The organism is Collimonas sp. PA-H2, assembly GCF_002564105.1.
Classification (GTDB): domain Bacteria; phylum Pseudomonadota; class Gammaproteobacteria; order Burkholderiales; family Burkholderiaceae_D; genus Collimonas.
In genome coordinates this window covers 5,302,008-5,324,471 of the sequence record NZ_PDBX01000001.1, presented here as the reverse complement: position 1 = coordinate 5,324,471, position 22,464 = coordinate 5,302,008, and the positions used below count along the sequence as shown (strand labels likewise).

The window sequence follows — 22,464 nt, the reverse complement described above, 5'->3', positions numbered from 1 at the left end:
AGTGCTGGGCGCGGGCGCCGGCCTGGAGCGCAAACTACGGCATGTCAATCAAAGTAATTTGCATGCCTCGTCGAAATCGAGGCGAGGGCTGCGCGGGAACAGCTTGTCCGGGTCGCCGTAACCCAGATTGCACAGAAAATTGGTTTTGATGTGACTGTCCGGAAAATACTCATACTCGAAGTTCGACGATTTCGCATCCGGGAAAAACTCGTGATCCACTTTCACCTGGTCGAATCCTGACATCGGTCCGCAATCCAATCCGAGGGCGCGCGCCGCCAGCATGAAATACGCTCCCTGCAGGGAGCTGTTACGCCTCGCCGTGACGCCAGCGAGTTCCGGCGTATCAGCGAACCAGGCACGTGCGTCGGCATGCGGGAACAGTTTTGGCAACTGGTCATAGAATTTTCCGTCGTAACCAATGATGGCCGTGACCGGCGCCGCCATGGTTTTATCCACATTTCCAGGCGCCAACGCAGGCCGCAGACGTTCCTTGGCTTCCGCTGTCCGCAAGAACAAAATCCTTGCCGGCGAACAATTGGCGCTGGTCGGTCCCCATTTCATCACGTCGTAAAGACGACGCAGAATATCGTCGCTTACTGGCTTATCCAGCCATGCATTATGAGTGCGGGCTTTAAAAAACAGCAGGTCGAGTCCGTCTTCGCTTAATTGTTGGCTCATGGTCATCACCTCAATGCTGGTTAGATTGATCGGCGCTTTCAACACACCAGTATAGTTGGCAGGAATTAAAATGGAATGGCTTTCTGACTCTGTAGCCAAGAAGCACTCAGGGGAGGGGATAGTTCAAATATCCGGCTTACGGATTGTGGATTGGCGGGAGGAATTCAACGACGGTGGGGAAACCGCTAATTGACATTTCGCGGTTTTAGTCGGAAATATCCATTTTTATCATTCTTGCACTTATTGCCCATTGTGAGTTGAAGGCTGGCTCCACTGAGTTCGGCGAGCAGGGCGAAATGAGCGTCATCAGTGTTTCATCGAATTGACCCGGCTCGCCTGCAGGCCGCATATCGGTTAAAGAAAGCGGAACAGATCAGACGGCGTATCGATCAGCACGATGCGACGCTCTTCTGCATCAGGAAGCCAACTATCAAGCAACGTTCGGGCGTGATCATAATCGGCGTTCTTTTCGAATTGCGTATGCGGCCAGTCGCTACCCCACATCAGACGCTCCATCCCAAAGGTATTGCGCAGTAGCGGAATCGCGGCCAGTGCGGTCTGCTCACCGGCGCCGTTGCCGCCATTGCGATAGGCGGCAGACAGCTTGACCCATATGCGCCGGCTGGCCGCGCTATCCAGCAGGTAGCGGAAGCCAGGATCGTTGACGCCCAATGCCGGGTCTGGCCGGCCGAAATGGTCGACCACTACATTGACGCCGGAACGCAGCAGCGGTGGCAGGACCAGCGGCAGGTCGCGGGCTTCGCGATGTACCTCCACTTGCCAACCCAGACGAGCAAGCTGTTTGAGAAAATCTGTCCACACACGGCTAGAAAAATCCGGCAACGGCGTACCAACCAGGTTTAGCCGCACACCCGCTACGCCGGCCGCGTTAAGAGCGTCTAATTCAGGGGGGGAGATAGCTGGATCGACGACAGCGATGCCGCGCAGACGAGCGGGGGACTGGCGCAGGGCCGCCAGCATGAAGCTATTGTCCGTACCCAGAAAACTAGGTTGCACCAGCACTCCGCGTGCAATCTCGTGCTGGTCAAGCATGGCAAGATAAGTTTCCAAAGGCGCGTCGTAGTCGGGAGCATAGCGCCGCACATTCGCCAGTTTCAGTCCTCGTTTAAAAATATGGGCATGAGTGTCCACAGCAGCTAATTTCCCTTCCTTGTCTTGCTTTGCAATAGATGTGCAGCCAGGTAGTACGGCCGCTAAAGCCGAGCCGATCAGGCCGGCATTGAATTCGCGTCGGTTCATCTTGGATGTCTCGTTCCATTTTCTGTTGCTATCGGTAGCCTGCCATGCGGCCGGCTTGCGTTCTGATGTCAGGCGGATGCATGACGCTTCAAGCGCTTGCCTTGGCATCTGCCCCGGCCAGATTTTCTGTGACACACGGGTCTTCGTTCAGATTTTTACCACGTGTCTCCGGTAAGGCCAGCACTGCCAGCACCACCAGCGAGTAAGCGAGCGCCGCATCGATGCCAATGGCAGTTCCGAGCGACATCTTGCTGCTCATGTGCCCAACCAGTATTGGAAAGCCGGCCGATACAATACGGCCGAAGTTGTAGCAGAAACCCACGCCGGTGCCGCGCACACCGCTCGGATACAGTTCGTTGAACAAGGCGCCCAAGCTTGCCGGAATGCCCGCAGCAAAAAAGCCTAAGGGAAAGCCGAGGAATAGCATCGCGGTATTGCCGAGCGGTAAAAATACGTAGGCGAGCACGGTGATCACGCAGCACCCCGAAAACAGGATCAGGTTGAGCCGACGGCCAATGCGGTCAAGCAGATAGGCGCTGACCATGCAGCCGCACCAGAAAGCGACAATAATCACCGCCAGATAGCCACTGGTGCCGAGTACAGACAGGTGACGCTCGGTTTTGAGGAAGGTCGGCAGCCAGGTCATCAGCGCATAGTAGCCACCGTGTGCTCCCACGCCGATCAAAGCGCCGATCAGCGTCATGCGCAGCATGTCGGGCTTGAAGATGGCAAACAGTTCACTATAACTGGCCTTGTCCTTCTTGTTCTTCTTTTGTGCCATAACGAAAGTCGCCGGTTCTGGAATGTTGCGCCGGATGTAGATGATCAGGAAGGCCGGCAGGATGCCGATGCCGAACATCACCCGCCAGGCCATATCAGGCGACAGCAGCAGGAACAGGGTCGAATATAGCAATACGGATCCGGCCCAGCCCACGGCCCAGGCGCTTTGCACCATGCCCATCGCCTTGCCGCGGTGCTCCGGACGTATCATCTCCGCCATCAGCACCGCACCGGCGGCCCATTCGCCGCCGAAGCCGAAGCCTTGCAGTGCTTTCAGCACCAGCAATTGATTGAAACTCTGGGCAAACGCTGACAGCAGCGTAAACAACGAGAACCAGACGATGGTCAGTTGCAGCGCGCGCACCCGGCCGATGCGGTCGGACGCCGCTCCCATGACCCATCCGCCCAAGGCCGACGCCACCAGGGTAACGCCGCTGATCAGGCCGGCTTCAGCCTTGTTGAGACTGAAGGCGGCGATCAGCGCCGGAATGGCTAGACTGAACATTTGCACGTCAAGCGCATCCAGCGCCCAGCCGCTAAAGCAGCCCCAGAAGGTCTTGCGCTCAGTTGGAGTGATTTCCCGATACCAATGAAACATTGCCTATCTCCTATATATGTCGATTGGCGGGGGTTACGTTGACCCCCGCCTTGTTAGCGATTGAATATGTTAAGCAGGTGTTGACCGCCCTCAGCGGATTTCCACGTGATAGCGGAAGTGATCGGCCGGTCCGCGCGAACGACGCCACTCAAGCGGCTGGCGGTCATAGCCCAGCGCCAGGCGTTCCACCACGATTACCGGTGCGCCGGGCTGCAGTTGCAGCAAGCGGGCATACAAGTCGTTTACCGCCTCGGCGACAAGCGTTTCTTCGGCTGAAGCGATTACCTGGCCGCAGCGCTCTTCGTACAGCGGATACAGTAAATCACCGAATTCCGCTGTGTCGATTTCCAGCAAGGCGGCGAATTTTTCCTTTGGCAGCCAGATCGACTCCGCAAGCAACGGCTTCTGATCGAGTAGGCGCAATCGCGAGAAATGAATGACTTCCGTATCGGGCGCTAACCGCAAAGCTGCCGCGACCGCTGTGGGAGCCGGCATGACTTCACGGCGCAGGATGCGTCCCTCTGGAATACGCCGCTCACCAGCCTCATTCTGAAAGCGGAAAAAGCGGAATAACGAGGAATCGAAACGGGCGCGCCGCACGAATGTGCCTTTACCTTGAAAGCGCTCCAGCAACCCATCAGCCACCAGCATGTCGATGGCTTTGCGTACGGTGCCAATCGACGCCTCGAACTGCTTTACCAGTTCGCTCTCGGTAGGAATCGCTTCCCCCGGACGCCAGTGCTGATCGGCGATTCGTGCGGCAAGTTCATCGCGCAGGCGTTGATACAAGGGAAGGCGGTGATCATGGGAGATTGCGTAATTCATTCAATCCTCTAGTCATATATATGAATTAATGATTAGCTTTTTACGCTAGTAGATTTCTGATGTCAAGCTGATTTGCAGATGACAGCCCAGCTCAGTTATCGCCAGACCTAGCGGTTTTTATAGCGGATAGGCCGCCAAACAATCAAACTCGCGCGCAGTCGTGCACACTTTTTGAAAACGGTATATGATGACCATCATGTTCACGAAATCAACCCAGACTGGCGTCAAGCGCGCCACCCAGAGCCGCAAGGAAGCGACGCACGAGCGCATCGTCGAGGTGGCCGCACGCGCGATCCGGCGCAGCGGTTATGCCGGCACCGGAGTGGCGGATATCATGAAGGAAGCCGGGCTCACGCACGGCGGCTTCTACGCGCACTTCGCCTCGCGCGAGACCTTGTTGGCCGAAGCGGCCGACCGCGCCGGCGCCGAAGCGGTCGGCTTGTCGGCCAACATCGCCGCCGCTGCGGCGCCGGGGCAATCCTTGCAGGAGCTGATGCGCGCCTATTTGTCACAGCAGCACCTGGAAGACGTTGAGAATGGCTGCCCGGTGGCCGCGCTTGGCTCCGAGATGCACCGCCAAGCGCCGGAGGTGCGGCATGCGGCTACGCGCCGTATCAAGGAGATGATCGATGTGGTGGCGCGCCAGTTGCTCGACTGGGGAACGCCCGGTGCGCACGAGCAGGCCATGTTCATGGTCAGTTCGATGGTCGGCGCCATGGTGATGGCGCGCGCGGTCGATGATTCCAGGCTGTCCGAGGCGTTGCGGGAAGCGGCGCTCAAGCATTTTTCAGGGGTTGGCAAATAAGGCTGGCTTGGCAGCCATGCGCCGGGTTTTTTTGATTATAAATATGATTATCATCATATTAAATGGGAACATAAAGGGGAAGCACAATGAACCGCAAGATAGCAATCGTGACCGGAGCGTCATCGGGCATCGGCGAAGTCACTGCCGAGCAACTCGTCAGGGCAGGTTACAAGGTGTATGGCAGCAGCCGCAGTGGCGCGCAGGGGCAAAGCGGCAAGCGCACGTTTGAGATGCTGACGCTGGATGTGACCAGCGACGAATCGGTCGCCGCCGCCGTCAACCAAGTGCTGCGGCTTGAAGGGCGCATCGATCTGCTGGTCAACAACGCCGGCTTTGGCGTCGCGCCCGCCGCGGCCGAAGAGAGCTCGATCCGGCAGGCGCAGGCGATCTTCGATACCAACTTCTTCGGCGCCGTCCGCATGATCCGCGCCGTCGTGCCCCACATGCGGCAGCGCGGCAGCGGGCGTATTGTCAACATCAGTTCGGTATTGGGTTTTGTGCCGATGCCGTACATGGCACTGTACTCCGCCACCAAGCATGCGATGGAAGGCTATTCGGAATCGCTGGACCAAGAGCTGCGCACCCAGGGGATTCGTGTTTCTCTGGTCGAGCCGGCCTACATCAAGTCGGCGTTCGACGCCAACCAGTTGCAGCCCGATGAAGCGCTCGACGAGTATCGCGACCTGCGCGCGGGACTGGATCTGCGCGTGAAGGAAGCGCTGGAAGGCGCGGATGGTCCGGGCGTGGTGGCCGAGACGGTGGTGCAGGTGGCGCTGGCGGCGACGCCGAAAGTGCGCTACACCTCAGGCGCACTGGCCGGCCGCCTGCGCTTCCTGCGCCGCTTCGCGCCAGCCGCGCTGGTCGAAGCCGGCGTGCGCAAGGACTTGAGACTTGACTCCCAGCCAGCGCTGCGCAAACGCGCCACGGCCTTGTCACAATAATTTACGATAGAAACGGGAGCAATACATGAAAGCTTACTTCATCAAGCGCTACGGCAAATCGGACGTGCTGACGTCGGGCGACTTGCCCGAACCGGCAGTGCGCGAGGATGACGTCCTGGTGCAGATTCACGCTGCCGGCGTCAATCCGCTGGACAATAAAATCAGGGATGGCGAATTCAAGCTGCTGTTGCCATATAAAATGCCGTTGATTCTGGGTAACGACCTGGCCGGCGTGGTGGTGCGCGTCGGTGCCAGCGTGCGCCGTTTCAAGGTAGGCGATGAGGTCTACGCGCGGCCGGACGACGACCGCATTGGCACGTTTGCCGAATTCATCGCGATTAAAGAAGATTCGCTGGCCCTCAAGCCGGTCAACCTGACGATGGAGGACGCCTCGTCGATGCCGCTGGTGGCGCTGACCGCATGGCAGACACTGGTCGAAAAAGGCAAGCTGAAGAAGGGCCAGAAAGTGCTGATACACGCCGGTTCGGGCGGTGTCGGCACGATTGCGATTCAACTGGCCAGGCATATCGGCGCCACGGTCGCCACCACCGCCAGCGCGGCCAATGCTGACATGCTGAAGACCCTGGGCGCCGACATCGTCATCGATTACAAGAAGGACGATTTCTCGACCAAGCTGAAAGACTACGATCTGGTGCTCGACACGCAGGGCGGCGACATCCAGAAAAAATCCCTGAGCGTGCTCAAGCCGGGCGGCAAGCTGATCGGCATCGCCGGCCCGCCCGATCCCGATTTCGCCAAGCTGCGTGGCATGAACGGTTTTGTCCGCCTGGTGATGGGGCTGCTCAGTTACGGCATCCGGAAAGCGGCCAGGCGCAGCGGCGCCAGCTATTCCTTCCACTTCATGACTGCTAACGGCCAGCAATTGGGCGAGATCACCAGCTTGATTGAAGCCGGCCATATCCGGCCGGTGGTCGACCGCGTCTTCCCGTTCGAGGAAACCAGACAGGCGCTGGACTATGTCGAAACCGGACGCACGAAAGGGAAAGTTGTGATCAAAGTGCGCTAGCGGGCATCCGATTGCAGTGCTGCTACCAGCGCAGCAAACGCGGCCCGCAAAGTGCTCCGACCAAGGTCGGGATCAGCATGCCCAGCACATACCAGACACCCCAGAACGGCACGCCCATTTCCGGACAGTGCAGGCAGTAGGCGGCGGTGGCAATTGCACCGGACAGGAGACCGGCGGCCGCACCAGCCAAGCGCAAGCGCGTCGGCGCCAGCCCGCGCATGGCCCAGAATACTGCAATCAGCGAGGGCGCCGACAGCAGCGCAATATTGAACGGACAACTGCGCCAGGTCGCGCCCATGAGCAAGGAGGCACGCAGTTCCTGTGGCGCCGACCAGAGGATCAATGCGGATGCGCTCCACACCAGCAGCAGCGGCAATGCCAAGGCTGGCCAGGCATTGCCCGCGGCCAGGCCGGGACGCGCCAGGCGTGAAGCCAGCAGCAGGGCGGCAGCGCCCAACAGAAGCGGGAATGCCAGTTTGAGCCAGAACAGGGGAGTGCCGAGCATGGCGTGGATATCCGGCCGTACTCCGTAAAACAGCACGATCAGGATGACAGCGCCCAAGCCGCCCAGCAGCAGTGCGCGGCCGAAGCCCTTGGCCGATGCGTGACGGTCCACCGGCGCTACGCCGGCCGCCAATAAGGAAACAAAGTCGTCTGTTTTCATGCCAAACCTCTGATTTTCGCCGCCAATGCCTTCAGGCCGCGGTGCACGCCTATTTTAACTGCGGACTCTGACAGGCCGGTGAGCTGTGCCGTTTCCGCCACTGACAAGCCTTCCAGTTTTACGTGCACGATCGGCAGGCGCTGACGATCCGGCAACAATTCGAGCAATTTGCCGATATCGCGCTTGGCCGCTGCGGGCTGTTCGTCGCTGCCGGTAAAAATCTCCAGATAATCGTCGAGCGGCTCGTTCAAAGCCTCGTGGCGTGACCGCGCGCGCAGGAAATCACTCAGCTTGTAGCGGGCAATCGCGTAGACCCAGGCTGTCAGGGGCTGGTCGGCACGGAAGGTGTGGCGGCCGTTATGCACCGCCAGCAGGGTTTCCTGCACCACGTCCTCAACATCATCCTGCAGATGGTATAGACGCTTTCTCAGGAACGCACGCAAACGCCCGCTCAGTTCATCCAGGAAGCTGCGGTATGCCGCTGCGTCGCCATCCATCCCCGCAAGCAGCAACATTTTCAGGCGTTCTTCTATCGGCTGTATGGCTTCTGTTTCGCTTATTCGCTTCATGGCATCTTGATTAAAACGAACCTTAATTCAGTCGGAGGGCAGCTTGTTTGCCGCCCGCCGCGCCGACGGGCAAGATTGGAGGGTTGCTCATCGTCGCCGCTTTCTTCCTTTGTGACAAGAGAAACCGCGGTAGCGGCGTTCACCAGCGCAGCCAGCGCGGACCGAGCAGGGCCCCTGCCAGCGTCGGGATCAGCATGCCGAGCGCATACCACACGCCCCAGAACGGCGGCGCCATTTCGATGCAGTATACGGTGTAGACCAGCACCGCCTGCGCTCCCGCCAGCAAGCCGGCGCCGGCGCCGGCCAGCCGCAGCCGGGTCGGCGCCAGGCCGCGCATGGCCCAGAACACAGCGCAGAAGGTTGGCGCAGACAAGATCACGATGTTCAAGGTGCAGATGCGCCAGGTGCTGCCGAGCACCAGACCCAGCCGCAGCGCCGGCGGCGTCGCCAGGAGGAAGCCGGCGGCAGCGCTCCAGACCGCCAGCAAAGGCAGCGCCAGCATCAGCCAGCCGAGCTTGCTGTCCATGCCAGGGCGCGCCAGCCGGCTGGCGATCAGCAGTGCTGCCAGCAGCACTGCCAGCGGAAATGCCGCTTTCAGCCAGAACAGCGGCGTCACCAGCATTTGCGGCATGTCGCTGCGGACGCCGTAAATCGCCAGCAGCAGGGCGGTCGCGCCCAGCAATCCCATTATCAGGGCGACGCCGAAGCGCTTGGCCAGTACATGGGGATCGGCGGGTTGCACGCCGGTCGCCAGCATGGCGACTAGTTCAGGGGTATTCATGGTGTTTCTCCAGACACGCTTGCGCAGGCGCGCATGGATAGTTATTCGCCGCAGCCGTGCCTTCGGTTACAGCTGCCGCAAAAAATATTTTTTCAATTATTTTGCTTGCCGCTGTAACCGGATGCTCGGTCCTGGCGAATTACCTGTCAGATCGCTTGCACAACACAGTTTCCAGTGCAATCGATCGGTTCTTTTACCTAACCTTTTCTGGAGCAGACATCATGAATGCACGTAATCTCGTTACCGCCGCTTTTACCCTGGCAGCCCTGACTTCCGGCGTCGCCATGGCGCAAGACCACGCTACACCGGCCAAACCGGCCGTGGAAAAATGCTACGGCGTGTCAGCCGCCGGCAAGAATGACTGCAAGGCAGGCGAGGGCACCACCTGCGCCGGCACCGCCAAGGTCGACTATCAAGGCAATGCCTGGAAAAACGTCCCTACCGGTACTTGCACCAGCATCAAGACGCCGCATGGCATGGGTTCCCTGACTCCAGCCTGATGCAGACACGGCCGGCTCATCATGGATAACCGACTTGGCGCAGGCCTGGGCCTGAAACCCCAGCACTACGACGATGCGCTGGATTGCAGCGCGGACGGCCTCTGGTTCGAGGTCCATCCGGAAAACTACATGGTGGCCGGCGGCCCTCGGCTGGCCTGGCTTGAAGCAATCCGCCAGCGTCATCCGCTGGCCTTGCACGGCGTCTCGCTGTCGCTGGCGGCCGACGCAGCGCCGGATGAGGCGCACTTGCGCAAGCTGGCGCAACTGGTGCGGCGTTTCCAGCCGGCGCTGGTGTCGGAGCATCTGGCATGGTCGGCATGGAACGGCAATTACTATCCCGATCTGCTGCCGGCGCCGCGCACCGGCGAAGCACTGCTGCGCATCGCCGCCAATATTGCGCGCACCCAGGATGCCCTGGGTTGCCGCATCGCTGTAGAAAACCCTACCCACTACCTGCGCATGGAACAGCATGCCTGGAGCGAAGTGGAATTCCTGACGGAGCTGACACGCCGCACAGGCTGCGGCCTGCTGACCGACGTCAACAATATCTTCATCAGCGCCCACAATCTGCAGTTCGATGCCGCTGCCTATATCGACAGCCTCCCGGCCGCCGCCATCATGGAAGTTCACCTGGCCGGCTACAGCGCGGATGCCGATATCGGCGCCGCCTTGCTGATCGATTCGCACGACACCCCGGTAGCGCCGGCGGTATGGGATCTGTACCGCCGCCTGGTCGAGCGCATCGGCGCGCGCCCCACGCTGATCGAGCGCGATGACCACTTACCTGATTTCAGCGTCCTGCTGGCCGAGCGCCGGCAGGCGCAAGACATCCTCGATCTGCAAGGAGCATCGCATGAGCGCGCCGCTTAAGCAGTTCCAGGATGATTTTATCCGCGCCTTGTATGGCGAAGGAGATGCAAGCCCGCACTTGGCGGAATTGAGCGCACAGCCCGGTTTTGCGGTTTACCGGAATACGGTGATCAAGGGCTGCATCGATACCTTGGCGGCAAATTTTCCGACCGTACAGCGGCTGGTAAGCGAGCAATGGTTTCGTTCCGCCGCCCTGCTGTACGTGCGGGCGACGCCGCCGCGTGTGGTCAGCATGATGGATTACGGTGAGGATTTTCCGCAATTCCTGGCGCAATTTCCACCGGCGGCTGAGCTACCGTATCTGGCCGGCGTCGCTCGGCTGGACCGATTCTGGATTGAATCTCATGCCGCATCGGATGACACCCGGCTCGACGCCGCGGTGCTAGGTGCCCTGGCGCCGCAAGCGCTGGCACAGACTGTCCTGCGGCCGCGGGCCAGCACGCGCTGGCAGTGGTTCGCAGAGAACCCGGCTTACCCCATCTGGAGCGTCAACCGGGCGCAGCAAGAGATGCCCGGCGATCTGGCCTGGAAAGCGGAAGGCGCCTTGCTGACACGCCGTGATGGCGTTGTCTGCTGGCAGCCGCTGGATTTTGCGGGCTGCGTACTGCTCGACGCCTGCGCTGCCGGCCTGCCGCTGGAAGCCGCCGCCAGCCGCGCCGCGCAAGCGGACCCCGCGCAGGATGTGGCGCGTACGCTGGCGCACTTGATGACTGCCGGCGCGTTTGCCACAACATAACAACCACTCATTTATCCATGGAGATCAATATGAACACACCCGCCATCACCGCCGCTGCAATGCCAACCGGCTTGCGCCAGCGCTGGAACAGCATCGCCGACAGCTTGTCCGGCCTGGTTGGCCATTCCTTGCTGGCGCTGATCGCCCGCATCGGCATCGCCGCCATGTTTTTCCTGTCAGGACGCACCAAGGTGACGGGATTCCTGACTTTAACGGAAAGCACTTACTCCTTGTTCCGCGAGGAATACAAGATTCCGCTGATCCCGCCTGAAATCGCGGCGCACATGGCCGCCTATGCCGAACACCTTTTTCCGCTGCTGCTGGTGCTGGGTCTGTTTACGCGCTTTGCTGCGCTGGCGCTGCTCGGCATGACGCTGGTGATTGAGGTATTCGTGTATCCGGATGCCTGGCCCATCCATCTGTCGTGGGCCGGATTGCTGCTTTATCTTGTGGGGCGCGGCGGCGGCGGGCTGTCTATGGATAACTGGCTGGGCGTCAAATGATGGGGCATCGCTAGATTGAAGAATGCCCGGGTGATATTTGCTGGAGGAAGCCCGGTCGATTGTTGTTCTGGATATATCGCCCATTGCATGAGGCCGGTCGATATGCATTTATCTTGGAGATGAACGATGAAATCTACTCGCCGCGTTTTTCTGGGTGCCGGCTTGTTTGCCGGCCTGTCTGTCGGGCTGGGCTCCTTGCTCACTACGACTTCCCGCGTCACCGCCGCCGAAACGCAGGAGCATTTCGATGTAACGCACACGGACGCCGAATGGCGCAGTTTGCTGGGCGCCAGCAGTTACGCCGTGCTGCGGCAGGAAGCTACGGAACGTCCGTACAGCAGCCCCTTGAATGCGCAGCATGGCGCCGGCGTGTTTACCTGCGCCGGCTGCGCCCGTCCCTTATTTTCGTCCAGGACCAAGTTCGACAGCCACACCGGCTGGCCCAGTTTCTGGCAGCCGCTGGAGAACGCAGTGCGAAATCGCGAGGACAGCACGTTTGGCATGCGGCGCACGGAAGTGCATTGCCAGCGCTGCGGCGGCCACCTCGGCCACGTCTTCGACGATGGACCCAAGCCGACCGGGCTGCGTTATTGCATGAACGGGATCGCGATGAGTTTTACCGAATCCGCAACCTGAGCAAAGGTAAGCAGAAGCTCATCCATTTTCTGCTTCTAACTTACGAGCCATGCTGAAAAGTTGCTGTTCAAGGATTTTGATTTTCTTGTCTTGGGTACTCTCGACAGCTGGAGCATCCCGAGCTGGTTCAGCGATAGCCGGAAAGGCTTCTTGGATTTTTTGGCATCGGGATAGGTCGAAAGATCAACCGTTGCTGCTTACGTGTCAGCTGGCGGTATCGACCGACACCTGCCAGCTGGAGCGATTTAGCGTTGAGATTTTGAAGCCAAACTAGATTTTTCTGAGCCAAGCGAGAACGCCGGCGCCAAGCAAGAATGCAACTGCATGGCTAACCACCAGCCACATTACAAGCCTGTCTTTGACTGTTGCTTCGGTGTTACCTGATTCCATGAAACCTCCCCAGGTTAAGCTAGGGATGAGGGGCAGGTGAGGGCAGTCCTTAGGGGATCGTTATGCGCCTCGGTCGTCAAACAGGAACATCTGCATGCTCTCATCCTCCGGAGCATAGAGTAGACGATCAGCAGCACAAGCCCGTCCGCATTCGGAAGCGAATGCCTGCGTGATAGCTGCAAGCGAATCAAAATGCAGAATCCCGACAAGGTAAGGATCTTCAGCACCTGCCAATGCGACGATTGGTCCTTTGCTGATTTCGTACTTTCTGAGCCCGGGGAGCTGCTTAGCCAAGGGCAGATGGATATCGAAGTAGTGTTTGTCGAAAGCGACAGGATCTTTTGGGGTCTTATAGATTACCAACATGCGTGCCATTGCGTTCTCCTTGTGGTTGCTTCGAATTCGTCCTATGAGTTAAGACGAAATTTCTATCCAAAAGGAATCGAGCTGACACGATTTTTTTGATCCGCGTTTGCCGGGGTGCGGCTACTGCTGGATCAGTGGCGTCCAAGAGCTCGATAGGGTGCCTGTCTAGGGCCTTCCAGCACATCTGATGCTGCTTGCGGCGGCGGAGAGGGGCGGGCCTCGCCAGGCAATGGATCTGTCTCTCACCGATGGCTCTTGACTCAGGCAATAGACCGTATTTCTATTCGTTCCATCGCATATCGCGCATACAGAAAGTCGCGAATGCCAACGACCTGGCCGCCGGCAAATTCGAGCGCCACAAAATAGGCCGGCGTATCGAGCGACACGTTGCGGTCAAAAACCAGCATCGCGGCGCCTCCCTCAACCATGGCCGGTGAGAACGCCCATTGCACGGCGGTGGCGTAGGCGCCGAAGTATTCGCCGACTTCGCTCTTGCCGTTGCGCCGCAGTTTGGTCACAAGCTCAAGCCTGACATCTTCGGCCAGCATGGCGCGTACCGTATCGAAATCACCGCTCTTGAATCCGTCCACATAAGCAAGCAGCCGGGCACTGGCGGCGCCATCGATAACGGTCAATGCCAGCTCCTCGGGCTCGCTGGCAACCGCGCGAAGCCGTTCGCGCCCCCGCTGCAGCGCCGATTTGACGGCCGGCTCGCTGGAGCCGGTGATCAGCGCCGCTTCCCCCAGCGAATGGCCGAGCACGTCCTTCAGAATCACCGCGCTGCGCTGCAGCGCCGGCAGCCGCATGAAGCTGCGCAGGCAGGTCGCGGCAATCTCAGGGTCGGGGACGTCGGGGGTCGCCAACCTGGCGAGCTCCTCTTCGTCCTCCATCAGCGGCGCACGCGCGCGGTGCCGCAGAAAATCGAGCGAAGCATTGTGAGCGATCCGGTACAGCCAGGCCTGGGGATTGTCCAGCCCGCCAAAGGACGCACGTGCGGCAAATGCCTTCGCCAGCGCATCCTGGACGATGTCTTCGCCATCGACCACGGACCCCGTCATACGGGCACAATAGCGATGAAGTTTTGGTCGCATCTCGCCGAGCAGTTTTTCAAAATCTTGCGCTACATCGTCCATCGCGGCCTGTCTCAGGTTCACTTGCTGACTGCGTTCGTATCTATCGGCACGATGCCGGTGCCGGCGCAGAATCGATGGCCAACGTCCCCGGCAAAGGCCGGGTCGTCGACCCATTTCGACACGATCTTACCAAACCTGTCGGATTCCAGGCCGGTTGCTCAAGCCTTGGCCGCGTGGACGACTTCGCCCGTGATGGCTTCGATCGTAGCGAGGGCGGCCAGTTTTGGATAGTAGGCGACCATCCGAGGGTCGGTTTGCATCGCCCTGACCGCAGCGGCGTCACGCCATTGAGAATGAATAACGATTCGCGTTCCGTCCGCGGTCGCCATCAGGTTGGTGGCAATCCACCCGTCAAGCGTGCGGATCACCGTATGGATATTGTCGCGCAACATATCGAGAACTTGGGTCTGGTTGGCAGGATCGACCGTCAGGGGAATCAGCAAGGTTGTCATGGTTCGTCTCAGGTTATACAGGTCCGCCGATCGGGCCTGTAATCTGTTAGACGATGAACTGCAGCAAAACGGATCGGACCTGGAGAAAAATCATGGAAGCTCGCCGCTTCCAACCATGTGCTGTGCCATGGCGTTCGCCTGTCAAGTTATCCATATGCGGCAGCGTTTGAGAAAACCATCGATACATTGCACGGTACCGGCGTGGCGACGGATAATAGCGGCTACATCAATTTTAGAGTTCCCCCATGGAAATTAAGGTCAACTTTCTCGATAAGCTACGTCTTGAAGCCAAGTTCGATGACTTCACGGTAGTGGCCGACCAGCCTATCCGCTATAAGGGCGATGGCTCGGCGCCAGGTCCGTTCGATTATTTTCTGGCCTCATCGGCCTTGTGCGCAGCTTATTTTGTGAAGTTGTATTGTGTAACTCGCAACATTTCTACCGAAAATATCCGCCTGTCGCAGAACAATATTGTCGATCCGGAAAACCGGTACCAGCAGATTTTCAAGATTCAGGTTGAGTTGCCGGCGGATATCTCTGCCAAAGACCGCCAGGGGATTTTGCGCTCCATCGACCGCTGTACGGTGAAAAAAGTGGTGCAAGCCGGACCCGAGTTTGTGATTGAAGAGGTTGAGAACCTGGATGCCGATGCTCAGGCCTTGCTGACGTTGAAGCCGGCGTCCGACGTCAGCACCTATATTGCGGGCAAGGATCTGCCGTTGGAGCAAACCATCGCCAATATGTCGGGCGTTTTGGCGAACTTGGGCATCAAGATTGAAATCGCTTCGTGGCGCAATCTGGTTCCCAATGTGTGGTCGCTGCATATCCGCGATGCGCACTCGCCGATGTGTTTTACCAATGGCAAGGGAGCAACCAAGGAAAGCGCGTTGGCGTCGGCGTTGGGAGAGTATATCGAGCGGCTCAATAACAACCATTTCTACGCCGGTTCGTTTTGGGGCGAAGACATCGCTAACGCGGCGTTCGTCCATTACCCGAACGAGCGCTGGTTCAAGCCTGGCCGTAAAGATGCGCTGCCGGCTGAAATTCTGGATGAGTACTGTCTGCCAATTTACAATCCCGACGGCGATTTATTTGGCTCGCATCTGATTGACACCAACTCCGGCAATGCGCAGCGCGGAATTTGTTCGCTGCCGTATGTGCGGCAGTCGGACGGCGAGGTGGTGTATTTTCCGTCCAACCTGGTCGAAAACCTCTACGTCAGCAATGGCATGAGTGCCGGTAACACGCTGGCCGAAGCGCAGGTGCAATGTCTGTCGGAAATTTTCGAACGGGCGGTAAAACGCGAAATTCTGGAAGGTGAAATCACCTTGCCCGATATGCCGCAGGAAGTGCTGGCGAAATACCCTGGCATTCTGGCCGGCATTCAGGGCTTGGAAGAGCAGGGCTTTCCGGTGCTGGTGAAGGATGCGTCGCTGGGAGGGGTATACCCAGTGATGTGCGTCACTTTGATGAACCCGCGGACAGGCGGTGTATTTGCCTCGTTCGGCGCGCACCCAAGCTTGGAGGTGGCGCTGGAGCGTAGTCTGACGGAATTGCTGCAGGGTCGCAGTTTTGAAGGCCTGAACGAATTACCTCGGCCCACCTTTGCAAGTGAAGCCGTGACTGAGCCAAATAATTTTGTCGAGCACTTCATCGATTCCAGCGGCATTGTGTCATGGCGCTTTTTCAGTGCCAAAGCGGATTTCAATTTTGTTGAATGGGATTTTTCTGGCCAGGGTGAAAACTCCAATGCCGAGGAAGCCGCGACCTTGTTCGGTATTCTCGAAGAAATGGGCAAACAGGTGTACATGGCGGCGTATGACAATTTAGGCGCCGTAGCCTGCCGGATTTTGGTGCCCGGTTATTCGGAAATTTACCCGATAGAAGATTTGGTCTGGGATAACACCAACAAGGCACTGCTGTTCCGCGCCGATATTTTGAATCTGCATCGCCTGGACAATGCCAGCCTGGAAGCGCTGCTTGATCGCCTGGATAACAATGAACTCGATGACTATTCCGACATCGCCACATTGATCGGTATCGAATTTGACGAGAATACGGGCTGGGGGCAACTGACAGTCCTCGAGTTGAAGCTGCTGATTCATCTCGCCTTACAGCAATTTGAGGACGCGCATGAACTGGTGGGTGCCTTCCTGCAGTACAACGACAACACGGTCGAGCGCGGATTGTTTTATCAGGCCTTGAATGTGGTGCTAGAGGTGCTGCTGGATGACGACCTGGAACTGGACGATTACCTGGTCAATTTCCGCCGGATGTTTGGCGACGCCCGGATGGACGCGGTAATGGGGTCAGTAGACGGCAGCGTGCGTTTCTTCGGTTTAACGCCAACGAGTATGAAACTGGAGGGGCTCGATAGGCACCAGCGCCTGATCGACAGCTACAAAAAACTGCATATGGCTCGGGCCAATGTGGCGATTACAGCCAGTTAGGGTTACGAGTCATGGCTGGGGTGGCGCTTGAAAGTTGCAGAACTGCCTAGCGTATGCGGTTTTGCCGGCATTGGTGGGAGCCTGCGGGTCAAGCGCGTCGTTATCTGGGTATCGGGGATCATTTTTTCTCGGACACCTTGGCCGGGTCTTTTTCGACGCGGTCGAATTCTTCGACGATAGCGCCATGCGCTTGCTCTCCAGCGCCGCTAGTTTTACGCTAGATTTAGGCTAGATTTAGGCTAGAGCGTTTTAGAACGCTCAACGGTATTGTCGGTAGACGGCGCTTCTTACAGATATAATTTTACATAATACAAATTATGCGTATTACAGGTAGTTTGTCGGGTGTTGCGTTTTTACACCTAAGTACCACAATAGGCATTAAGTAAATGGTATATTTTCTCGATGCTTACTTCTCCCAACAGAGAAATGATCATCCAAATCGCCAGCCCCGTTATCCCGCCGAGTCTTTCAGGACCAGTCCTGCTCGACAACTATGGCGTGCCGCGATATTGGGCGGCCGTTTGGTCGACGGCTGTGGCTGGAGCCTTCGCGCACTCGACCCACCTCAAGAAACTTCGATACATCGACAATCTTTATAGGCATGGCGACGAACTACAAGGATATGGCGCGCTAGATGATGCACTTGGCACATTAAGTGACCGCACCTTGGCTGAAATCCTCGAGTCATGGTTTATCTCGATACGCAATCAACCTGATACATCTGAAGCTGATGAGACGCGTTGGCAAGTCGGACTTGGCTTCGTTATTTCTGTCGTATCATGGATCGCGAAAAGCGGTACGGACAAGAAGCTGCGGCACATCGAAAGCCGTCTTCACCAATTGTCGGTTCTCTACAGCCAATTCCGTGTAGGCAAGCGAAATGCGCCTGAGACTCTCCGATCGCTTCCAGCCTCCACCGTCGAGGCGCTATACCAGATCCTAGATCCAGAATCTGAACAGAATCCATTCCCAAGAATTCAAACACGTTGGCGGATTTACGTGGCATTCATACTAATGCTCCATCAGGGCTTGAGACGCGGCGAAGTTTTACTTCTGCCGGTCGATGCAATCAAGAGCGCATTCGACAAAAAATTGGGTCGAGACAGATCGTGGATCAACATCCGTGAAAACAGCTACGAGAACTCTGCCACCGATCCTCGCTATTCCAAGCCGAGCATCAAGACAACTGACTCGATCCGCCAGATTCCCGTTAGCGAAACGACGACACGAATCATTGAGTCATTTATCCAAAATTACCGAGGCAGGCCTCAGCACTCCTATTTGCTTAATTCTAAGTCAAGCAAGCCATTGTCGACCGAGGCGCTGACGAAAGCATTCGCCATAATCTCCAGACAGTTGCCTCGCAACGCAATCAAGGAACTCGAAGAACGAACGGGAAAAGTGACCGCGACTCCGCATGATCTGCGGCATACCTGTGCAGTGGTTCGCCTTCACCAATTGCTGTTGCAAGGCGATTCGATGGACGAGGCGCTCCAAAAGATGCGAACTTTCTTCGGTTGGTCTCGACAGTCGACCATGCCGTCACGTTACGCGCGCGCCGTATTCGAAGACCGGCTTGCGAACGTTTGGAACGACGCGTTCGATGATCGCGTCGCGGTGCTGCGTGCGCTTCCTAAGGGACACTAATGGTTAGCCGCGAAGTGGTAGCCCCACAAGGTTCGGTCTCGGGCGAAGACGTTTTGCACCAACTTTGCGCGAGCTTGCAGCCCTTGCCATCTGTATTGCGCTACTACGATGAATTTGACGACACTATCAGGGCAATTCGCAACCCGTCGATCGAATCCGTGTTCGAATTGTTCTGTCATGGTCGTAGCGTAAAGGTGGACTTTGGCCGGCGTCGCCGCGAATGCGCGTTGATATTCAAGCACATTCTGATGCAGATGTTCAAGCAAGACCTAAGTGTCAGGACTGTTGCCAACTATTTCTCCGATTTCCATCATTTTACCGACGATGATGTTGCTGCCCTTGCTCGTACCAGTCCGCTTGACGTTGGGCTGTTATGGGCCGAATGGCGAGCACGAGAGCTGAGCCAAAGTGTATATAAACTCGCGAAGCATATGCTACAGCTCCTGTGCATTTACCGATGGAACGGCTGGTCGCAAGAATATCGAACGTTCTTGAGCACTACCCTTCCCCTGCCGGCCCATGACAAATATGCGGCGGTACGGTCGGGAGACGCGTTCCTGTCAGCTGACGAAGAAGCTGCAATTGTCCGGCATCTTGACGAAGCTGTTATTGGAATTAAGCAAGGCGAACCCATGTTGCTCGACGCGGTGGCGGATGCAGGGATGTTGCTTTGTGCGTATCAATTTGCAATGCGCCCGGTTCAGATTGGCATGTTAGACACGCGTCACGTGAGAGTTTGGAATGACGAAGTTACCGAAGATCCGACAGTACATCTGACGTTTCACATGGCAAAGCAGCGCCGGAATAAGCAACGAATTCCTCTGACAAGGCGCGTGAAACGCGAGTGGACCCCAATTTTCACCTATCTAAAAGCACACTTAGATGCTGCGAACTTAGGTGGCGTACCAAGATTTTTTCAAGTGGAGTCAGTGCAAGAAGTAAGTATTCGAATTTCCAAGCTAGTTCGGGGCTTGATCGGTTCGGAAGACATCGGCACTGCTACAGACCTTAGACACACGGCTGCCCAGCGCCTGGTGGATGCCGGCGCCAGTCATGAAGAGCTTGCAGAATTCATGGGACATGCGCAAACGAATACTGGATTAGTGTATTACGCAACGTCGGCCTCCCACGCCGAACGTGTTAACCGGGCATTGGGGGCCTCAGAGGTCTATCGGCGCGTCGCGAAAATCGGCCATGACCGTTTCATTTCGCCTGACGAACTATCGATGCTCAAGGAAGAGCAACAGATCGCAGCTGTCCCACATGGCATACCCATCTCTGGCATTGGCGGATGTCAATCTGGGCAACCGCACTGTCCATATAGTCCAGTTGCGTCGTGCTACGGATGCCGTAAGTTTATGCCGGTTGCCGACAAAGCGCTGCATGGGAAAGTGCTGAGCGACATGAGGGAAATTGTATTGTTTTTTGAACAGAGTTCCCGAGGCGATGTGAGATCACCGACCTACTTGCAGCTTCAGCGAACTATCGGCGAAATCCAAACCGTGATTGCTGAGCTTGAGGTTCCTGAACATGAATGATCATTATATTTCCTTCGTCGAACTTGGCAAGTCGATTGCCGGCGCCAAGGGATTGGACTGGAGCTTTGCGATTGACAGCGAAGGTCATGCTGCTGATGGAGCCGGTTGGAATCTGACTTCATGCGTCGGTGATGTCCCTCCCCCTGCCTATTTTCTGCGTGATCTTGGATCTGACCAGAAAACGCTGAGAGTCATCAATACGGAGCGCACGGTAGAGGGCCTTCCACCATTGAGCCGGCGCGCTCTTTCATCTGCTTGGCAGGATTTCATTAAGGCTGCTGTTGTTCAACAATTGCTAGTGAAGCGCAATACGACGAGCCACGTCCATCAAAATGTCGCTAGACCGCTTCGCGTGTTAGGAACCTGTGTTGAAAATGAGCCGTGGGAGCTGACACTGGACGATCTTCAGAAAGCAATTCGCATTGCCAAGGCAGTGCAGGCATCCGGCAAGCTGGGCGACTTACTGATTGGCTTGGTCAAAGTTGTATTGGACGCCTATCACATTTGCGATGTCGGGCACATGTACAACTTGCTTGACCTGAAGAGAATACCCGTTACGAGCGTCAGATCGAAGCAGACAATGTCTGAGGATGAACTTCGCACGAAATTGGAGCAACGAAAACGCGCCGAGAGGTTACCCACTCGACAGGCGTTCTGGGAATTGGTTCGCATCGTGATGACCGAACGACCCAAAACGTTTGTGGATGAATTACGATTTGCCGCAATTCGGACGATGATTATCACTGGGCTACGCGCCGGCGAGACCGCCCTACTCCCCGTCGACTGGAGACGCGAACGAACTTACGTTGATGCAAAGGGACAATCAGCAGGGGTGGCCGGCGGCTTCGCAAGCGCGCTGATGCTTCGACATTTCGCCGAAAAGCAGCAAGAGGAAGAGTCTGATAGCCGTGTGCTTCATGAGAGTACCCAGCCAGTGCCTGAGATGTTTCGCCAGATGTTGATTGAAACGCTAGAGCGAGTCGTTCATATCACGGCACCGCTCAGAGATACGCTTAAACTGCAATGCGAAACCGGACGATTGCTGCCTTGGTATAAGGAGCATGAGATCGCTCCCTTTACCGAACTCTACACCCGAATCAGCGGCAATCCTTTCTGGCTTGCTATCGAACGCGAGACTTTCTTGAATGAATATCGCAAGGACTTCGACCCTGCTGTATTGCGCAAGCTACATTGCTTTCAGGCTGAGAAGTATGCTGGATCGGTTCGAAAACTCGACATGTCGATCTACATGTTTGGAAATCGCCTGCAAAAACAAATGCAGGCCGAGGAAACTAGCTTACGCTTTCGCACCTCGACTGGCCGCCCGATTTATGACAATGCAAGAATGTCTTGGATCGATACCTACCTCCACATCGGGGAACTTGAGGCACACATACGAAAAATGACTCCGACGAAAATATCCGACACTCTGCCGATGCTAGGGGATTTGGGCGCGATACAACCGTGGGAGCTACTATTTTTGCATCCAAAACGATCACTCGCCGAGGAACGTAACGACGGGCTGTGCGACGTCACAAAATACATCTCAGTGAGCCGCCCTGACTCTACCCTTGTGGGTGTAGGACTTGGAGATCAATCAACGATGCCCTCGCTGTTCAAACGCTATGGCGCCACCGAGGCGGACCAGGCATTGCGTCTTGAGTCTCATATGCTGCGACATTTACAAAACACCGAGCTCTTTCGCTTGGGCGTAGCAGACACCATTATCTCGAAGCGCTATAACCGCCGCGGTGTTGCCCAGAGCTATGAATACGATCATCGCAGCCTGGCGGAAGAGTTGGAACAGATTTCGATACCTGAAGATGTCGAACTTTTTCTTGGTGAGAAAGCTACCACTGTCGCCAAGATGATCAAGACCGGGAAAGCCAACGGCCCTATTGTCGATGCATTTTTGCGAATCCAGGCGAAGGATGGTGATGCTTCCGCATACGAATACTTGCGCGTGGAGGCGGATGGTTTCCATGCTACACCTTACGGGCACTGCCTTAATTCGTTTACGGTGGATCCTTGCCCCAAGCACTTGGAATGTTTCGCAAACTGCCGTCACTTGTCTGCAACCGATTTGCCGGAAAACAAGGTTAACTTAATTCAGCTTGAAGGCAAGTTTAAAGCAGCCATTGAGACGATACGATCGCGCCCATCGGCAAGCCTAGGATGGAAAAACCAACTCCAACACGCCGAAGATCGTTTAATCGGCGTACAAAGATTGCTTGCAACGCGACCAGGTGAACGTCCGTTCCCCAATGGCGATGACCTTTCCTTACCGCATGCGCGGGCTGTGGTGGACGACTAAA

Annotated in this window: 22 protein-coding genes; 12 read left to right on the top strand and 10 right to left on the bottom strand. The window is 57.0% G+C overall.

Going from position 1 to position 22,464, the window contains the following annotated elements; translation table 11 throughout:
* Positions 1-48: 48 nt before the first annotated feature.
* The 4 genes from BCF11_RS24450 to BCF11_RS24435 all read right to left on the bottom strand — a co-directional run bounded on the left by BCF11_RS24450 (position 49) and on the right by BCF11_RS24435 (position 4,141).
* Positions 49-678 (bottom strand): malonic semialdehyde reductase, encoded by a 630-nt coding sequence (locus BCF11_RS24450; RefSeq protein WP_098497683.1) that lies wholly within the window; start codon positions 676-678, stop codon positions 49-51.
* A 354-nt stretch (positions 679-1,032) separates the two neighbouring features.
* Complete coding sequence (locus BCF11_RS24445; protein WP_098497044.1) at positions 1,033-1,938, bottom strand: amidohydrolase; 906 nt, start codon at positions 1,936-1,938, stop codon at positions 1,033-1,035.
* Positions 1,939-2,026: 88 nt separating this feature from the next.
* Positions 2,027-3,316 (bottom strand): MFS transporter, encoded by a 1,290-nt coding sequence (locus BCF11_RS24440; RefSeq protein ID WP_098497043.1) that lies wholly within the window; start codon positions 3,314-3,316, stop codon positions 2,027-2,029.
* Between the two features lie 90 nt (positions 3,317-3,406).
* Positions 3,407-4,141: a GntR family transcriptional regulator gene (locus BCF11_RS24435; protein ID WP_098497042.1), complete on the bottom strand. Its 735-nt coding sequence runs from the start codon at positions 4,139-4,141 to the stop codon at positions 3,407-3,409.
* Between the two features lie 184 nt (positions 4,142-4,325).
* Here BCF11_RS24435 and BCF11_RS24430 point away from each other — a divergent pair, with 184 nt between their 5' ends.
* The 3 genes from BCF11_RS24430 (at position 4,326) to BCF11_RS24420 (ending at position 6,914) form a co-directional block, all read left to right on the top strand.
* Positions 4,326-4,946, top strand: a complete 621-nt coding sequence (locus BCF11_RS24430; RefSeq protein ID WP_098497041.1) for a TetR/AcrR family transcriptional regulator — start codon at positions 4,326-4,328, stop codon at positions 4,944-4,946.
* 86 nt (positions 4,947-5,032) lie between these two features.
* Positions 5,033-5,887, top strand: a complete 855-nt coding sequence (locus BCF11_RS24425) for an oxidoreductase (RefSeq protein WP_098497040.1) — start codon at positions 5,033-5,035, stop codon at positions 5,885-5,887.
* Between the two features lie 25 nt (positions 5,888-5,912).
* Entirely contained in the window at positions 5,913-6,914 is a 1,002-nt protein-coding gene (locus BCF11_RS24420; RefSeq protein WP_098497039.1) for an NADP-dependent oxidoreductase, read from the top strand.
* A 22-nt stretch (positions 6,915-6,936) separates the two neighbouring features.
* Here BCF11_RS24420 and BCF11_RS24415 read toward each other — a convergent pair whose 3' ends face one another.
* From BCF11_RS24415 to BCF11_RS24405, 3 genes are all read right to left on the bottom strand, one after another.
* The gene (locus BCF11_RS24415) at positions 6,937-7,578 is read right to left on the bottom strand and encodes a DUF1109 domain-containing protein (protein ID WP_098497038.1); all 642 of its coding nucleotides are present in this window, start codon (positions 7,576-7,578) and stop codon (positions 6,937-6,939) included.
* Positions 7,575-8,147, bottom strand: coding sequence for a sigma-70 family RNA polymerase sigma factor (locus tag BCF11_RS24410; protein WP_098497037.1), 573 nt, complete (start codon positions 8,145-8,147; stop codon positions 7,575-7,577). The genes BCF11_RS24415 and BCF11_RS24410 overlap by 4 nt, the downstream gene beginning before the upstream one ends.
* Positions 8,148-8,286: 139 nt before the next feature.
* Positions 8,287-8,928, bottom strand: a complete 642-nt coding sequence (locus tag BCF11_RS24405) for a DUF1109 domain-containing protein (RefSeq protein WP_098497036.1) — start codon at positions 8,926-8,928, stop codon at positions 8,287-8,289.
* Positions 8,929-9,149: 221 nt separating this feature from the next.
* On the opposite strand from BCF11_RS24405, the gene BCF11_RS24400 reads away from it, so the two are divergent.
* The 5 genes from BCF11_RS24400 (at position 9,150) to msrB (ending at position 12,173) form a co-directional block, all read left to right on the top strand.
* Complete coding sequence (locus BCF11_RS24400) at positions 9,150-9,428, top strand: DUF2282 domain-containing protein (RefSeq protein ID WP_098497035.1); 279 nt, start codon at positions 9,150-9,152, stop codon at positions 9,426-9,428.
* A gap of 21 nt (positions 9,429-9,449) precedes the next feature.
* A complete protein-coding gene (locus BCF11_RS24395; RefSeq protein WP_098497034.1) occupies positions 9,450-10,298 on the top strand; it encodes a DUF692 domain-containing protein in 849 nt (282 codons plus the stop codon).
* Positions 10,282-11,034, top strand: coding sequence for a DNA-binding domain-containing protein (locus tag BCF11_RS24390; protein ID WP_098497033.1), 753 nt, complete (start codon positions 10,282-10,284; stop codon positions 11,032-11,034). The genes BCF11_RS24395 and BCF11_RS24390 overlap by 17 nt, the downstream gene beginning before the upstream one ends.
* A gap of 29 nt (positions 11,035-11,063) precedes the next feature.
* Entirely contained in the window at positions 11,064-11,537 is a 474-nt protein-coding gene (locus BCF11_RS24385; RefSeq protein WP_098497032.1) for a DoxX family protein, read from the top strand.
* 126 nt (positions 11,538-11,663) lie between these two features.
* Positions 11,664-12,173 carry a peptide-methionine (R)-S-oxide reductase MsrB gene (gene msrB, locus BCF11_RS24380; protein ID WP_098497031.1) on the top strand — a complete coding sequence of 170 codons (510 nt, stop codon included), beginning with the start codon at positions 11,664-11,666 and terminating at the stop codon, positions 12,171-12,173.
* Between the two features lie 450 nt (positions 12,174-12,623).
* Here the strand turns inward: msrB and BCF11_RS24375 are convergent, their stop codons facing one another.
* The 3 genes from BCF11_RS24375 to BCF11_RS24365 form a co-directional block, all read right to left on the bottom strand.
* Positions 12,624-12,938, bottom strand: coding sequence for an EthD family reductase (locus tag BCF11_RS24375; RefSeq protein ID WP_098497030.1), 315 nt, complete (start codon positions 12,936-12,938; stop codon positions 12,624-12,626).
* A gap of 251 nt (positions 12,939-13,189) precedes the next feature.
* Positions 13,190-14,083 carry a sigma-70 family RNA polymerase sigma factor gene (locus BCF11_RS24370; RefSeq protein ID WP_199111031.1) on the bottom strand — a complete coding sequence of 298 codons (894 nt, stop codon included), beginning with the start codon at positions 14,081-14,083 and terminating at the stop codon, positions 13,190-13,192.
* A 137-nt stretch (positions 14,084-14,220) separates the two neighbouring features.
* A complete protein-coding gene (locus BCF11_RS24365; protein WP_098497028.1) occupies positions 14,221-14,514 on the bottom strand; it encodes a putative quinol monooxygenase in 294 nt (97 codons plus the stop codon).
* Between the two features lie 245 nt (positions 14,515-14,759).
* On the opposite strand from BCF11_RS24365, the gene BCF11_RS24360 reads away from it, so the two are divergent.
* The 4 genes from BCF11_RS24360 (at position 14,760) to BCF11_RS24345 (ending at position 22,463) form a co-directional block, all read left to right on the top strand.
* Positions 14,760-16,964: an OsmC domain/YcaO domain-containing protein gene (locus BCF11_RS24360; RefSeq protein WP_098497027.1), complete on the top strand. Its 2,205-nt coding sequence runs from the start codon at positions 14,760-14,762 to the stop codon at positions 16,962-16,964.
* Between the two features lie 426 nt (positions 16,965-17,390).
* On the top strand, positions 17,391-18,611 hold the full coding sequence (locus BCF11_RS24355) for a site-specific integrase (protein ID WP_098497682.1): 1,221 nt from the start codon (positions 17,391-17,393) through the stop codon (positions 18,609-18,611).
* A complete protein-coding gene (locus tag BCF11_RS24350; RefSeq protein WP_098497026.1) occupies positions 18,611-20,149 on the top strand; it encodes a tyrosine-type recombinase/integrase in 1,539 nt (512 codons plus the stop codon). Before BCF11_RS24355 ends, BCF11_RS24350 begins: the two co-directional genes overlap by 1 nt.
* A complete protein-coding gene (locus tag BCF11_RS24345; RefSeq protein ID WP_098497025.1) occupies positions 20,142-22,463 on the top strand; it encodes a hypothetical protein in 2,322 nt (773 codons plus the stop codon). The genes BCF11_RS24350 and BCF11_RS24345 overlap by 8 nt, the downstream gene beginning before the upstream one ends.
* The last annotated feature ends 1 nt before the right edge of the window (position 22,464 follow it).